At 60.5% G+C, this 14,134-nt stretch carries 14 protein-coding genes and 2 tRNA genes; 1 reads left to right on the forward strand and 15 read right to left on the reverse strand.

Annotation, left to right across the window (positions count from 1 at the left end; all coding sequences use genetic code 11):
• Positions 1 to 34: 34 nt before the first annotated feature.
• Positions 35 to 448 (reverse strand): VOC family protein, encoded by a 414-nt coding sequence (locus OCX61_RS23610; protein ID WP_261941618.1) that lies wholly within the window; start codon positions 446 to 448, stop codon positions 35 to 37.
• 60 nt (positions 449 to 508) lie between these two features.
• On the opposite strand from OCX61_RS23610, the gene OCX61_RS23615 reads away from it, so the two are divergent.
• Positions 509 to 811 carry a heme-binding protein gene (locus OCX61_RS23615; protein ID WP_261941619.1) on the forward strand — a complete coding sequence of 101 codons (303 nt, stop codon included), beginning with the start codon at positions 509 to 511 and terminating at the stop codon, positions 809 to 811.
• 80 nt (positions 812 to 891) lie between these two features.
• Here OCX61_RS23615 and OCX61_RS23620 read toward each other — a convergent pair whose 3' ends face one another.
• The 14 genes from OCX61_RS23620 to folP all read right to left on the reverse strand — a co-directional run bounded on the left by OCX61_RS23620 (position 892) and on the right by folP (position 14,134).
• Positions 892 to 1,242, reverse strand: a complete 351-nt coding sequence (locus OCX61_RS23620; RefSeq protein WP_062572736.1) for a BON domain-containing protein — start codon at positions 1,240 to 1,242, stop codon at positions 892 to 894.
• A gap of 263 nt (positions 1,243 to 1,505) precedes the next feature.
• Positions 1,506 to 3,611 (reverse strand): polyribonucleotide nucleotidyltransferase, encoded by a 2,106-nt coding sequence (gene pnp, locus OCX61_RS23625; protein ID WP_261941620.1) that lies wholly within the window; start codon positions 3,609 to 3,611, stop codon positions 1,506 to 1,508.
• 250 nt (positions 3,612 to 3,861) lie between these two features.
• Complete coding sequence (gene rpsO, locus OCX61_RS23630; protein ID WP_003249971.1) at positions 3,862 to 4,131, reverse strand: 30S ribosomal protein S15; 270 nt, start codon at positions 4,129 to 4,131, stop codon at positions 3,862 to 3,864.
• A 149-nt stretch (positions 4,132 to 4,280) separates the two neighbouring features.
• The gene (gene truB / locus OCX61_RS23635; protein ID WP_027917683.1) at positions 4,281 to 5,198 is read right to left on the reverse strand and encodes a tRNA pseudouridine(55) synthase TruB; all 918 of its coding nucleotides are present in this window, start codon (positions 5,196 to 5,198) and stop codon (positions 4,281 to 4,283) included.
• A 3-nt stretch (positions 5,199 to 5,201) separates the two neighbouring features.
• Complete coding sequence (gene rbfA, locus OCX61_RS23640; protein ID WP_261941621.1) at positions 5,202 to 5,600, reverse strand: 30S ribosome-binding factor RbfA; 399 nt, start codon at positions 5,598 to 5,600, stop codon at positions 5,202 to 5,204.
• 116 nt (positions 5,601 to 5,716) lie between these two features.
• Positions 5,717 to 8,263, reverse strand: a complete 2,547-nt coding sequence (gene infB, locus OCX61_RS23645; RefSeq protein WP_261941622.1) for a translation initiation factor IF-2 — start codon at positions 8,261 to 8,263, stop codon at positions 5,717 to 5,719.
• A gap of 27 nt (positions 8,264 to 8,290) precedes the next feature.
• Positions 8,291 to 9,772: a transcription termination factor NusA gene (gene nusA / locus OCX61_RS23650; RefSeq protein WP_110639657.1), complete on the reverse strand. Its 1,482-nt coding sequence runs from the start codon at positions 9,770 to 9,772 to the stop codon at positions 8,291 to 8,293.
• Between the two features lie 59 nt (positions 9,773 to 9,831).
• Positions 9,832 to 10,290 (reverse strand): ribosome maturation factor RimP, encoded by a 459-nt coding sequence (gene rimP, locus OCX61_RS23655; RefSeq protein WP_033696040.1) that lies wholly within the window; start codon positions 10,288 to 10,290, stop codon positions 9,832 to 9,834.
• Positions 10,291 to 10,420: 130 nt separating this feature from the next.
• Positions 10,421 to 10,497: transfer RNA gene (locus OCX61_RS23660), tRNA-Met, on the reverse strand.
• Between the two features lie 100 nt (positions 10,498 to 10,597).
• Positions 10,598 to 10,683 (reverse strand) — tRNA-Leu (locus tag OCX61_RS23665).
• Positions 10,684 to 10,704: 21 nt separating this feature from the next.
• A complete protein-coding gene (gene secG, locus OCX61_RS23670; protein WP_060484224.1) occupies positions 10,705 to 11,100 on the reverse strand; it encodes a preprotein translocase subunit SecG in 396 nt (131 codons plus the stop codon).
• Between the two features lie 4 nt (positions 11,101 to 11,104).
• Positions 11,105 to 11,860 carry a triose-phosphate isomerase gene (gene tpiA, locus OCX61_RS23675; protein WP_261941623.1) on the reverse strand — a complete coding sequence of 252 codons (756 nt, stop codon included), beginning with the start codon at positions 11,858 to 11,860 and terminating at the stop codon, positions 11,105 to 11,107.
• Between the two features lie 66 nt (positions 11,861 to 11,926).
• Positions 11,927 to 13,267 carry a phosphoglucosamine mutase gene (glmM, locus tag OCX61_RS23680; protein WP_261941624.1) on the reverse strand — a complete coding sequence of 447 codons (1,341 nt, stop codon included), beginning with the start codon at positions 13,265 to 13,267 and terminating at the stop codon, positions 11,927 to 11,929.
• 15 nt (positions 13,268 to 13,282) lie between these two features.
• On the reverse strand, positions 13,283 to 14,134 hold the full coding sequence (folP, locus tag OCX61_RS23685; protein ID WP_261941625.1) for a dihydropteroate synthase: 852 nt from the start codon (positions 14,132 to 14,134) through the stop codon (positions 13,283 to 13,285).

Consider the following 14,134-nt stretch of genomic DNA (forward strand, 5'->3'; position numbering starts at 1 on the left):
GGAGCGGCTTTAGCCGCGAAGGGCCGATACAGGCTTACACCAGCTGCTGCCCCGACACCGCCGGGTGATAAAGCGGCTGCACCTTGTTCCCGGCTGGGTCCAGGAGGTGGAAGCTGCGCGCACCATCCCCATGGTTGAACGGTTTGTCGAGCAAGGTCACGCCCCGCGCCTTGAAGTACTGGTACCAGGCCTCCAGCTCCTCCACGCTATCGACGATGAACCCGTAATGGTCGAGGGTCTGCAGGCCATTGGCCGCCCCTGCCCCACGGCCCAGCGACAGGTTGTCGTTACCGCAGGTCAGGTAGACCAGGTCCTCGTTGGCCCGGTTCAGCACCTCCATGCCCATCACCTCGACATAGAAACGCTCGCACTCCTCCAGGTTGGGCACCAGAAGGGCAATATGGCGCAGGCCATTCAGGCGGCCAGGACGAGCAGGTAATTCGGACATTGGCGCGACTCCATTTTTGTATACAATTAAGAATAGAATTTAAAACAAAAGGATCGCCCTGTGTATAGTCTGTTCATCAAGACCCGCGTCAAACCCGGTTGCGCCGACGATTTCCTCACCGCCATCAAGGTCAATGCCGCGGCCTCCGTGGCTACCGAGCCCGGCTGCCTGGTGTTCGACGTCTCCCAGGACAGGGTCGACCCTGACGTTATCTACCTGTACGAGATCTACCGCGACGATGAGGCGTACGAAGCGCATACCCAAACAGCTCACTTCCGCGACAGCCGCCCGTTGGTCGAGCCGCTGATCGTCGAACAGGAATGCTTCGAGAGCGACGTGATCGCCCGCAATCCGGTGTACTGAGCGCCCATGAAAAAGCCCCGGCACAGGCCGGGGCTTTATCGGTGAAGGTGGCCAAGTCCGTTTGGCCGACGGGACATTCCTTATTCGGCTTTAAGGCCATCAGCGGAAACGGCCTTCACGCCTTTGATCTTCTTGGTGATATCAATCGCCATTTTCTTCTGCGATTCGGTAATGGCAGTGGTCGACGACAGGGATACGACACCTTTGTTGGTCTCGACCTTGATGTCGCTGCCAGGAATGCCCTTCTCGGTCAGCAGGTCCGATTTCACCTTGGTGGTGATCCAGGTGTCCGAGGTCGCTTCCTTGGCTTTGGTCACCTCACCAGCCGCCAGCGTCATCGGGGCCTGGGTGGACTGTTGGGCGAATGCCGCGTTAGCCATGGTCAGGGTCAGAGCGGTTGCAGTAGCGGCAGCAATGGCGAACTTCTTCATGTGGGTCACTCCTGTTTTTCGAAAGGTCTGCGCCGTAAGTCCTGGCGGCAGGTAAGAGTGTAGTTGCATGTGCTGTGCCAGCTTTTGCGTTTCGCTTATTTCTATATAAATCAATTAGTTAAATCGACAGCCTGTAGATGTGCGTCGTGCATTTTGCAATCAGGCCGGTAAACCTGCGTGCAAGATGCAAGTGGGCAAAAGGTTCCCGGCGCGCATAAAAAAAAGGGCCCCGAAGGGCCCTTTTTCCATGGCGTGTCAGTCGCTTAGACGCCCGAGGCCTTGGCCGCAGCGACGTCCTTGATCGACAGCTTGATACGGCCGCGGTTGTCCACGTCCAGTACCAGCACTTCGACTTCCTGACCTTCTTTCAGCACGTCGGTCACTTTCTCTACGCGAGCGTCGCTCAGCATCGAGATGTGCACCAGGCCGTCCTTGCCAGGCAGGATGTTGACGAAGGCGCCGAAGTCGACGATACGCTCAACCTTGCCGACGTAGATCTTGCCGATCTCGGCCTCGGCGGTGATGCCCAGGATGCGCTGTTTGGCAGCGTCTGCGGCTTCCTTGGTTTCGCCGAAGATCTTGATCGAACCGTCGTCTTCGATGTCGATCGAAGCCTTGGTCTCTTCGCAGATGGCGCGAATGGTGGCGCCGCCTTTGCCGATGACGTCACGGATCTTGTCGGTATCGATCTTCATCGCGATCATGGTCGGGGCGTTGGCCGACAGCTCGGTACGCGACTCGCCAATGATCTGGTTCATCTGGCCGAGGATGTTCAGGCGCGCTTCCAGGGCCTGGCCCAGGGCGATTTCCATGATCTCTTCGGTGATGCCGTTGATCTTGATGTCCATCTGCAGCGCGGTAACACCTTTGGCGGTACCGGCAACCTTGAAGTCCATGTCGCCGAGGTGGTCTTCGTCACCGAGGATGTCGGTCAGGACTGCGAACTTGTCGCCTTCCTTGACCAGGCCCATGGCGATACCGGCAACCGGCGCCTTCATCGGTACACCGGCGTCCATCAGAGCCAGGGAAGCACCGCAGACCGAAGCCATGGAGCTGGAACCGTTGGATTCAGTGATTTCCGAAACCACGCGGATGGTGTACGGGAACACGTCAGCGGCTGGCAGCATGGCCTGAACCGAACGACGGGCCAGGCGGCCGTGGCCGATTTCGCGGCGGCCGGCACCACCCATGCGACCACACTCGCCTACCGAGAACGGTGGGAAGTTGTAGTGCAGCATGAACGGGTCTTTCTTCTCGCCTTCGAGGGTGTCCAGCAGCTGGGCGTCACGCGCAGTACCCAGAGTCGCAACGACCAGGGCCTGGGTTTCGCCACGGGTGAACAGCGCCGAACCGTGGGTCTTCGGCAGCACGCCGACTTCGATGTTCAGCGGGCGCACAGTCTTGGTGTCGCGGCCGTCGATACGTGGCTTGCCATTGACGATGTTTTCGCGAACGGTGCGGTATTCGATTTCGCCGAAGATGTCTTTGACTTCGCTCGCCGAAGGTTGGCCTTCTTCACCGGAGAACTTGGCAACGGCCTGATCGCGCAGCTCGCCCAGGCGTGCGTAGCGGTCAGCCTTGACGGTGATGGTGTAGCCCTGCGAAACGGCTTCGCCGAATTCGGCGCGGATGGCGTTGAACAGTTCGGTGTTGGCAACGGCCGGTTTCCAGTCCCAGGTCGGCTTGCCCGCTTCAGCGGCCAGCTCTTTGACAGCCTGGATGACAGCCTGGAATTCGTCGTGGGCGAACAGTACGGCACCCAGCATCTGGTCTTCGGTCAGCTCTTGAGCTTCCGATTCAACCATCAGCACGGCATCGGAAGTACCGGCAACGACCATGTCCAGGCTCGAGGCAGCCAGTTGCTCGTAGGTCGGGTTCAGCAGGTAGCCGGTGCTTTCGTGGAAGGCAACGCGGGCAGCGCCGATCGGGCCTTCGAACGGAATGCCGGAAATTGCCAGGGCAGCCGAGGTACCGATCATCGCAGCGATGTCCGGATCGGTCTTCTTGCTGGTGGAAACCACGGTGCAGACAACCTGCACTTCGTTCATGAAACCTTCAGGGAACAGCGGGCGGATCGGACGGTCGATCAGGCGCGAGGTCAGCGTCTCTTTCTCGGAAGGACGGCCTTCACGCTTGAAGAAGCCACCCGGGATCTTGCCGGCGGCGTAGGTCTTTTCCTGGTAGTGGACCGACAGCGGGAAGAAACCCTTGCCTGGGTCGGCCTGCTTGGCGCCAACCACGGTCACCAGCACGGTGACATCGTTGTCGACGGTAACCAGCACGGCGCCGGTTGCCTGACGGGCGATACGGCCCGTTTCGAGAGTAACGGTCGATTGACCGAACTGGAATTTCTTGATTACCGGGTTCACGGTTTCCTACCTTTTTTCAGTGGCTCTGGGGGAACTGGTTTCTTGCGAATTCTTGGGCAGAACGGGGAATCGGCCCCATTGACCGTCCAGATACAACACGAGGTTGGGAGCCTGGCTGCTGCGCGGTAAACCGCTCAGCAAAACCAGGCTGCCAACCTCGGAGATACGCGTGGCGTGCCCGACGGCGATGCTGCAAAGCAGCATAGCCGAAGCCTGCGACACGCCATGCACACCACTGACCAGGCCGCTATTAGCGACGCAGGCCCAGGCGACCGATCAGGGCGCTGTAACGAGTGGTGTCTTTGCCCTTCAGGTAGTCCAGCAGCTTACGACGCTGGTTGACCATACGGATCAGACCACGACGGGAGTGGTGGTCTTTATCGTTGGCCTTGAAGTGGCCTTGCAGCTTGTTGATGTTGGCGGTCAGCAGAGCAACCTGCACTTCCGGGCTACCGGTATCGCCGGCGGCTTGCTGGTATTCGGCAACGATCTGAGCTTTTTCTTCAACGCTGAGGGCCATGAGGCTTCTCCAAATTAAACGGATCCCGCAAGCGGGGTCCAATAGGCCAGGGACAAAACCCTGTATTAATAAAATGAGGTGTGACCGTGCCTACTGACAGCCACCCTCGGTCCACCGGTTTCAGCCAAAGCCTCGGCCTGTGGTTTCGGTCATTCCGACCGAATCAGTCGACGCGGCGCAATGCGCCCGTCTTCGCTCACTTCACCGATACCGATGAAGCGACCGTTGTGATCCTGTACGCGGACCATGCCGAACTGCGGTGCATCCGGCGCACGCACTGCCTGGCCATGCAGCCAGTAGAAAGCACTGTGCTCGGACAGGCACACCAGTGGCCAGTCCTGCAGCCCGCTGTCGGACGGCATCAGGAAGCGATCGAGCGCTTCGTTGCCACCTTCGGCATGGGCCTGCTCGAGTTCCTCGAGGGTTACCGTCTGGGCCAGGGCGAAAGGCCCGGCCTGGGTCCGGCGCAACTCGGCGACATAAGCGCCGCAGCCCAGGGCCTCGCCGATATCCTCCACCAGGGTACGGATATAGGTGCCTTTGCTGCAGCCTACCGACAACCGCGCACGGGTGCCTTCGCACTCGAGCAACTCCAAGCGGCCAATAGTAACAGAACGCGCCTCGCGCTCCACTACCTCTCCTGCACGCGCCAGTTTGTACAGCGGCTGGCCGTCGCGCTTGAGCGCCGAGTACATCGGCGGTACTTGAAGGATTTCACCGCGAAAACGCGGGATCACGGCTTCGATATCGGCGCGACCAACGGTCACCTCGCGGGTCTGCAGGACTTCGCCTTCAGCGTCCGCGGTGCTGGTCGTCTGCCCCATCTGCATGACCGTTTCGTAGCCCTTGTCGGAATCGAGCAGGTACTGCGAAAACTTGGTCGCTTCACCGAAGCACAGTGGCAGCACACCCGTCGCCAGTGGGTCGAGGCTGCCGGTGTGGCCGGCCTTCTCGGCATTGAGCAACCAGCGGACTTTCTGCAGCGCGGCGTTGGAGGTGAAGCCCAGCGGCTTGTCGAGCAGGATGATGCCGCTGACGTTGCGGCGGATACGTTTGACCTGGGCCACCGCTTACTCCTTGGCGTCCGGCTCGTCGGCTTCCTTGTGCAGGCGGTCTTCGGCCACTGCACGCTCGATCAGCGCCGACAGGTGGACACCGCGGCTGACACTTTCATCGAAGTGGAAATGCAACTGCGGCACGCTGCGCAGCTGCATCGAGCGGCCCAGGTGCAGGCGCAGGAAGCTGGCGGCGCTGTTCAGTGCCTTGAGCGACTGCTGCACGGCGTCCGGGGTTTCTTCGCCCATGACGGTGATGAAGACCTTGGCATGGCCCAGGTCGCGGCTGACATCCACAGCGGTGATGGTGACCAGACCGACGCGTGGGTCCTTGACTTCACGGCGGATCAGCTCGGCCAGCTCGCGCTGCATCTGATCACCGATACGTTGGGTACGGCTGTATTCTTTGGCCATTCTTGCTACCTGTAACTTAAAGCGGCAAACGCCCGGTCAGGCTGGAGCCTGACCGGGCGCTACCTACTGAGGCGCTGCCCACCGCCCTGCGGCGGGGGCTGGCGCCCTGCTCACCCTTAAAGGGTACGAGCAACCTGGACTTTCTCGAAGACTTCGATCTTGTCGCCGACCTTGACGTCGTTGTAGCTCTTGACGCCAATACCGCACTCCATGCCCGAACGCACTTCGGAAGCGTCGTCCTTGAAGCGACGCAGCGATTCCAGCTCGCCTTCGAAGATCACAACGTCTTCGCGCAGTACGCGGATCGGACGGTTGCGGTACACGGTACCTTCGATGACCATACAGCCAGCGATGGCGCCGAACTTCGGCGAACGGAACACGTCACGTACTTCGGCGACACCCAGGATGTTCTCGCGAACATCGCTGCCGAGCATGCCGGTCAGGGCCTTCTTGACGTCTTCGATGATGTCGTAGATCACGTTGTAGTAACGCATATCCAGACCTTCCTGCTCGACGATCTTGCGCGCGCCGGCATCGGCACGCACGTTGAAGCCGAACAGTACTGCATTCGAAGCCAGCGCCAGGTTGGCGTCGCTCTCGGTGATACCACCGACGCCGCCACCGATCACGCGCACCTGAACTTCGTCGTTACCCAGGCCGCCCAGCGAGCCCTGCAGTGCTTCCAGGGAACCACGCACGTCGGTCTTGAGGACGATGTTGAGGGTCTTCTTCTCTTCCTGACCCATGGTCTCGAAGATGTTTTCCAGCTTGCCGGCGTGAGCACGGGCCAGCTTGACCTCGCGGTACTTGCCTTGACGGAACAGGGCAACTTCGCGAGCCTTCTTCTCGTCGGCAACCACGGACAGCTCGTCACCGGCTTCCGGGGTACCGTCCAGGCCGAGAATCTCGACCGGGATCGACGGGCCGGCTTCCTTAACAGGCTTGCCGTTCTCGTCGAGCATGGCGCGCACGCGGCCATAGTTGGAGCCGCACAGGACCATGTCGCCCTGACGCAGGGTACCGTCCTGAACCAGGATGGTCGCCACCGGGCCACGGCCCTTGTCCAGGCGCGATTCGACCACAACGCCACGACCTGGAGCGGTCGGGGTGGCGGTCAGCTCGAGGATCTCGGCCTGCAGCAGAACGGCTTCGAGCAGTTCGTCGACGCCGGTACCCATCTTCGCCGAAACCTTGACGAACGGCGTGTCACCACCCCAGTCCTCGGAGGTCACGCCTTCGACGGCCAGTTCGTTGCGGATGCGATCGAGGTCGGCACCCGGCTTGTCGATCTTGTTCACTGCAACCACCAGCGGAACGCCAGCTGCCTTGGCATGCTGAACGGCCTCGCGGGTCTGCGGCATCACGCCGTCGTCCGCCGCCACCACCAGGATGACGATGTCGGTGGCCTTGGCACCACGTGCACGCATCGCGGTGAACGCGGCGTGGCCCGGGGTATCGAGGAAGGTGACCATGCCGCGGTCGGTTTCCACGTGGTAGGCACCGATGTGCTGGGTAATACCACCGGCTTCGCCAGCGGCAACCTTGGCACGACGGATGTAGTCGAGCAGCGAGGTCTTGCCATGGTCAACGTGACCCATGACGGTAACCACCGGTGCGCGCGACTCGGTCTGGCCTTCGAACTTCAGCGATTCGGCCAGGGAGTCTTCCAGGGCGGTATCGCTGACCAGAGTGACCTTGTGGCCCAGCTCTTCTGCGATCAGCTGAGCGGTTTCCTGGTCGAGCACCTGGTTGATGGTAACCGGGGTACCCAGTTTGAACATGAATTTGACCACTTCGGCGCCCTTGACGGACATCTGGTTGGCCAGTTCGGAGACGGTGATGGTCTCGCCGATGGTCACGTCACGAATGACGGGGCCGGTCGGGTTCTGGAAGCCGTGCTGGTTACGCTTCTTCAGCTTGCTCTTGCCACCACGGCCACGACGAGCGCCATCGCTCTCTTCGTCGGTGGTGCGCGGTGCGGCGCGAGGCGTCGGAGCCTTTTCCTTCTCCTTGACCTTGACCTTGATCGACACGCGCGGCGCTTCGCCACGACGCTCGCCACCACGACGGTCTTCGTCACGGGTGCGGCCTTCGTTGCGACGGGCTTCGTCCTTCTTGCGCTCGGCAGCACGGGCTGCGGCGTCTTCGGACGCTGGTACGTCGGCGACTACCGGGGCCGGAGCGGCGGCAGGCGCGGGCTCGGCCTTGGCGGCAGGCGCCGGGGCTGGAGCGGCAGCAGCAGCGTCGGCCGCCTGACGGCGAGCCTGCTCTTCGTTGCGCTGGCGAACTTCGGCCTCGACCTTGTCGCGAGCGGCATTTTCAGCCGCGCGGCGCTCATCCAGCTCACGCTTCTGCTCAGCCTGGATCTCTTCCGGGCTGCGCTGCACGAAAACTTTCTTCTTGCGTACTTCTACGCTGATGCTCTTGCTACCGGCGACACGCAGGGTGCTGGTGGTCTTGCGCTGCAAGGTAATCTTGCGCGGCTCTTCCGCCTTGCTCTTGTGGCTGCTCTTCAAATGGGTCAGCAGAGTCTGCTTCTCATTGTCGGTCACTACCTGACCGGCGTCGGTGTGCGGCAGACCTGCCTCACGCATCTGCTGCAGCAGGCGCTCTACCGGTGCCTCGACCTCTTGGGCCAGTTCTTTCACCGTGACTTGCGTCATGCACTTCTCTCCTCAGGCCGCGCCTAATTACTCGAACCAGTGGGCTCGGGCGGCCATGATCAACTTGCCGGCACGCTCTTCGTCGATGCCGTCGATGTCGAGCAGGTCGTCAATCGACTGCTCGGCCAGGTCTTCGCGGTTAACCACGCCGCGCACCGCCAGTTCCGCTGCCAGGTCCTTGTCCATGCCCTCGAGAGAGAGCAGGTCGTCGGACGGATGGGCGTCTGCCAGTTTTTCTTCGGTAGCGATGGCCTTGGTCAACAAACGGTCCTTGGCACGAGCGCGCAGCTCATTGACGATATCTTCGTCAAAGCCATCGATGTTGAGCATTTCTTCCAACGGTACGTAGGCAATTTCTTCGAGGCTGGTGAAGCCTTCGTCGACCAGCACTTGGGCCAGCTCCTCGTCGACTTCCAGCTCTTCGATGAAATTGCGCAGGATGTCACCGGTTTCAGCCTGTTGCTTGGCCTGGATGTCCTTCTCGGTCATCACGTTCAGGGTCCAGCCAGTCAGCTGACTGGCCAGGCGAACGTTCTGACCACCACGGCCAATGGCTTGCGCCAGGTTGTCTTCGGCAACGGCAATGTCCATTGCATGGGCATCTTCATCAACGATGATCGCCGCGACTTCAGCCGGCGACATGGCGTTGATGACGAACTGCGCCGGGTTCTCGTCCCACAGGACGATATCCACACGCTCACCACCCAGCTCGCCGGATACGGCCTGGACGCGCGAACCGCGCATGCCGATGCAGGCACCTTGCGGGTCGATGCGCTTGTCCTTGGAGCGGACGGCGATCTTGGCACGCGATCCCGGATCACGGGAGGCAGCCATGACTTCAATGAGGCCTTCAGCGATTTCCGGCACTTCGATGCGGAACAGCTCGATCAGCATCTGTGGCGCGGTGCGCGACAGGATCAGCTGAGGACCGCGGTTCTCGGTGCGAATTTCCTTGAGCAGCGCGCGCAGGCGCACACCGACCCGGAAGGTCTCACGTGGAATGATGTCTTCGCGAGCCAGCAGGGCCTCAGCGTTGTTACCCAGGTCGACGATGACGTTGTCACGGGTGACCTTCTTGACGGTGCCGGAGATGATCTCGTTGACCCGCTCGCGGTAGGCGTCGACCACCTGGGCGCGTTCGGCTTCACGGACCTTCTGCACGATGACCTGCTTGGCGGTCTGCGCGGCGATACGGCCGAACTCGATGGACTCGATCTTTTCTTCGATCACGTCACCGACTTTCGCTTCCGGGTGAGTGTCCTTGATCTTGTCCAGCCAGGTTTCGATCGCCGGATCGTCCAGGTCGTTCTCGTCGACCACGGTCCAGCGACGGAAAGTCTCATAGCTACCGGTGTGGCGGTTGATTTCCACACGCAGGTCGACTTCGTCCTCAAAACGTTTCTTGGTTGCAGTAGCCAGGGCCACTTCCAGCGCTTCGAAAATGACGCCGGGCGGTACACCTTTTTCGTTGGATACCGATTCAACAACCAGCAGTACTTCTTTGCTCATCGTACGCCTCGCCTTGCGCAAGCCATTGGGCCCGGATAGTCCGCCGGGCCCGGCACGTCTCAGTCAAAACTGGGAATAATATTGGCCTTGTCGATCGAGTCGATCGGCAGCAGGAACTCCTGGTTGTCCACCTGGACCACCACGTCCTGATCCTCCACACCGCGGAGAAGGCCCTGGAAGTTACGACGACCCTCGAAGGGTGAACGCAGCTTGATCTTCACTTGTTCGCCGGCATGCGAGGCAAACTGTTCCAGAGTGAACAGTGGGCGATCCATGCCTGGAGAGGAGACCTCAAGGGTATATTCGCTGCTGATCGGATCTTCCACATCGAGGATCGCGCTGGCCTGACGGCTGACTGCTTCGCAGTCGTCCACCAGGATGCCGTCTTCCTTGTCGATATAGATGCGCAGTACCGAATGCTTACCCTGGGATACGTATTCGATCCCCCAGCACTGATAGCCCAGACCCTCGACCACCGGGGCCAACAAGGCCTGCAACTGTTCTAGCTTGCTCGACACCTGAACCCCCTCGTGCATGCTGTGCAAATAAAAAATGGGCGAAGCGCCCATCCCTGAAAGCGCCGTAGGACAACGACGCCATAAAATGTTCGGCTAGCAAAAAGCCCCTGAAAAGGGGCTCCGCTGAAGCTGGTTGCGGGGGCTGGATTTGAACCAACGACCTTCGGGTTATGAGCCCGACGAGCTACCAAGCTGCTCCACCCCGCGACAAAGCTGGGGCGAAAGTATAAGACTTAACCTGCTTAAGGGTCAAACCCAAACCTTCACCTGCAAGAAAGCCCGCTAAAGCGGGCTCTCAAGCTTCAATTGGTACCGAGAAGGGGACTCGAACCCCTACACCCTATGGGCACAACCACCTCAAGGTTGCGTGTCTACCAATTCCACCACCTCGGCAATACTACTACTTGAAACCCGTTACTTCTGCTCTTCGGCCGGAGGAGGTACATCACCTTTGCTGGTGGTTTCGCTCTTCTGCTCCTGGAGCACCGGTACATCATCATTAACTGCCGGTTTCTGCGGCTCTTTCACTTCTAGCACCGCTGGATCTGGAAGACCTGCTTGGCTAAGCTGGTGAGCTTGTTGCTTCGCGAAGTATCCTAACCCAAGTGCTGTCAAAAAGAAAGTGGCAGCGAGTATAGCAGTTAATTTACTCAGGAAGGTAGCAGAGCCTTGGCTTCCGAACACAGTGTTTGAGGCACCTGCGCCGAAAGATGCACCTGCTTCCGCACCCTTACCCTGTTGCAGCAGAACCAGCACTACAAGCGACAGCGCTGCCAACAGATGAAAAACAACGATAACTGTTTCCAGCATTTGTTCAGTTTCCTGCGGCGCGACAAATTGCACCGAATTCGTCTGCGTTCAGGGACGCTCCACCAATGAGCCCCCCATCGATATCCGGCATGCCGAACAGTTCGGCCGCATTGGCCGCCTTCACGCTGCCGCCGTAGAGAAGCTGCACGTTTGCGGCAACTTCGGCGTCTTCGGCCGCCAACTGAGCGCGGATGGCTGCATGCACATCCTGAGCCTGTTGAGGCGAAGCCGTCAAACCTGTGCCAATGGCCCAAACCGGCTCATAGGCAATTACTGCATTGGCGAAAGCCTTAACACCGAACGCGTCGATGATACTGCTTAGTTGACCCCCGACAACTTCGAGCGTCTTGCCTGCCTCACGCTCTTCGAGAGTTTCCCCTACGCAGAGCACCGGCATTAAACCACTAAGTTGAGCGGCTGCAAACTTATCTTTCAGCACTTCCTCACTTTCGCCGATGATCTGGCGACGCTCAGAGTGGCCAATCAAGACCAACTTGCAACCTGCTTCAACCAACTGACTCGGTGCAACTTCACCGGTCAGCGCGCCCTGCTCGGGCTTTACCGCAGAATTCTGTGCTCCGACAGTGATCCCCTTGCCTTGCAGGCCATCAACCACTTGGTTGATGAACAGCGTCGGTGGGAACACCGCGACTTCAACACCGCTTGGCACGGACATATTGCCCAGGCCCAGGATCAGCTCAGCGACGCTGGCGCGGGTACCGTGCATCTTCCAGTTACCAGCTACCATGGGGCGACGCATGCTTTACCTCGTCGGTCAAAGTGGGCGCAGATCTTACCCAACCCGATCTGCGCTGGCAAGCCTCTTTCAGGCACAAACTTCTGTGACCAGCTTGGCCAGGGCTTCGGCGTGGCCGCGCACCTGGTTTTCGTCGTCACCTTCGACCATCACCCGCACCAAAGGCTCGGTGCCGGACTTGCGCAGTAGCACACGGCCGCGCCCGGCCATGGCCTCGGTGACCTTGGCGCTGGCTTCCTTGACTGCCGGGTGCTCCAGGGGGTCGACCTTGCTGGCGCCAAAACGCACGTTGATCAACACCTGCGGGCATTTGCGCAGGGCTTGCCGCGCATGTGCAAGGGTCTCATCACGGCGCTTGAGCGCCATCAGCACCTGAAGCGCGGCAATGATCGCATCACCGGTAGTGGTGTGGTTGCAGCACACCACATGCCCGGAGTTCTCGCCACCGAGCAACCAGTCACGTTCGAGCAACTCGGCCATCACGTAGCGATCACCAACCTTGGCCCGCACGAACGGAATATCCAGGTCCTTGAGCGCAAGCTCCAGGCCCAGGTTGCTCATCAGCGTGCCGACCACGCCGCCTTGCAGCTTGCCCCGCTCGTGCAGGTCGCGGGCGATGATGAACAACAACTCGTCGCCATCGACAATGGCACCGGTGTGGTCGACCATCAATACCCGATCCCCATCGCCGTCAAAGGCGATGCCCAGATCGGCATGGCCCACCAGCACGGCTGCCTGCAACGATTCGATGTGGGTCGATCCGCAGCCCTCGTTGATGTTCAGGCCGTCTGGCTGCGCATGCAGCACGGTCACATCGGCACCGAGTTCGCGGAACACGCTCGGGGCGACCTTGTAGGTGGCGCCATGGGCGCAATCGACCACCAGCTTGAGGCCCTCGAAGCTGGTGCTGGTCGGCACGCTGCTCTTGCAGAACTCGATATAGCGGCCAGCCGCGTCATTGATGCGGGAAACCTTGCCCAGCTTGCTCGACTCGACCACGGTCATCGGCTGATCGAGCAATTCTTCGATCATCAGCTCGACTTCGTCAGGCAGCTTGGTGCCCTGCCCGGAGAAGAACTTGATGCCGTTGTCATCGTGCGGGTTGTGCGAGGCACTGATGACGATGCCCGCTTCGGCATGGAAGGTGCGAGTCAAGTATGCGATGGCAGGTGTCGGCATCGGCCCGAGCAGCATCACGTCAGCACCGGCTGCTGACAGACCGGCCTCGAGCGCGGACTCGAACATGTATCCGGAAATACGCGTGTCCTTGCCCACCAGCACCCGGCAATTGCCTTGCTTGCGGAAGGCCATGCCAGCAGCCCAGCCCAGCTTCAACATGAAGTCCGGGGTGATCGGGTATTCGCCAACGCGACCACGGATACCGTCGGTACCAAAGTATTTTCTGCTCATAGGGACTCCAAATTCTTATTCGGCGTTCTGTACCGCGGCAATCATGCGCACCACATCGACGGTCTCGGCCACATCATGGACGCGCAGGATACTGGCCCCCTTGGTCATGGCCAGAGCCGCCAGCGCCAGGCTGCCGTACAGTCGCTCACCGACCGGACGATCCAGCGTCAGGCCGATCATGCTCTTGCGCGAAACGCCCACCAGCAGCGGGCGACCAAGGCGATAGAGCGCTTCCATGTGCTTGAACAGGCTGAGGTTGTGCGCCAGTGTCTTGGCGAAACCGAAGCCTGGATCAAGGATGATTCGTTCAGCGGGGATGCCCGCAGCGGCGCAAGCGGCCATCCGCTGTTCAAGATAGCGCGTTACGTCGGCGGTCACATCGTCGTAATGCGGGTCGTCCTGCATGTTCCCGGGCTCGCCACGCATGTGCATCAGGCACACCGGCAAGCCAGTGTCCGCCGCAGCATCCAGCGCGCCATCACGCTCCAGGGCACGCACGTCGTTGATCAGGCCGGCACCCAGCCGCGCCGACTCGCGAATGACCGCAGGCGTCGACGTATCGACCGAAATGACCACGTCGAAGCGAGTGTTGATGGCCTCGACCATCGGCGCCACGCGCTCGATTTCTTCGGTGACCGAAACCGCACGCGCGCCAGGGCGGGTCGACTCGCCACCGATGTCGATCAGCGTGGCACCTGCCGCGATCATCGCTTCGGCATGGCGCAACGCCTCGTCGCGCTGATTGAAGCGCCCGCCATCGGAGAAGGAATCGGGCGTGATATTGAGAATACCCATGACATGGGTACGGGAAAGGTCAAGAACCCGGTTGCCGCAAGGCAACCGGGTCGGGTACTGCACTGAGCTCAT

The organism is Pseudomonas sp. LRP2-20, from assembly GCF_024349685.1.
Classification (GTDB): domain Bacteria; phylum Pseudomonadota; class Gammaproteobacteria; order Pseudomonadales; family Pseudomonadaceae; genus Aquipseudomonas.

Coding starts and splice junctions, on each gene's coding strand:
- secG (WP_060484224.1), bottom strand. CDS start 11,100: ATGCTGGAAACAGTTATCGTTGTTTTTCATCTGTTGGCAGCGCTGTCG.
- rbfA (WP_261941621.1), bottom strand. CDS start 5,600: ATGGCCAAAGAATACAGCCGTACCCAACGTATCGGTGATCAGATGCAG.
- glmM (WP_261941624.1), bottom strand. CDS start 13,267: ATGAGCAGAAAATACTTTGGTACCGACGGTATCCGTGGTCGCGTTGGC.
- OCX61_RS23610 (WP_261941618.1), bottom strand. CDS start 448: ATGTCCGAATTACCTGCTCGTCCTGGCCGCCTGAATGGCCTGCGCCAT.
- OCX61_RS23620 (WP_062572736.1), bottom strand. CDS start 1,242: ATGAAGAAGTTCGCCATTGCTGCCGCTACTGCAACCGCTCTGACCCTG.
- rpsO (WP_003249971.1), bottom strand. CDS start 4,131: ATGGCCCTCAGCGTTGAAGAAAAAGCTCAGATCGTTGCCGAATACCAG.
- nusA (WP_110639657.1), bottom strand. CDS start 9,772: ATGAGCAAAGAAGTACTGCTGGTTGTTGAATCGGTATCCAACGAAAAA.
- folP (WP_261941625.1), bottom strand. CDS start 14,134: ATGAGCTCAGTGCAGTACCCGACCCGGTTGCCTTGCGGCAACCGGGTT.
- infB (WP_261941622.1), bottom strand. CDS start 8,263: ATGACGCAAGTCACGGTGAAAGAACTGGCCCAAGAGGTCGAGGCACCG.
- tpiA (WP_261941623.1), bottom strand. CDS start 11,860: ATGCGTCGCCCCATGGTAGCTGGTAACTGGAAGATGCACGGTACCCGC.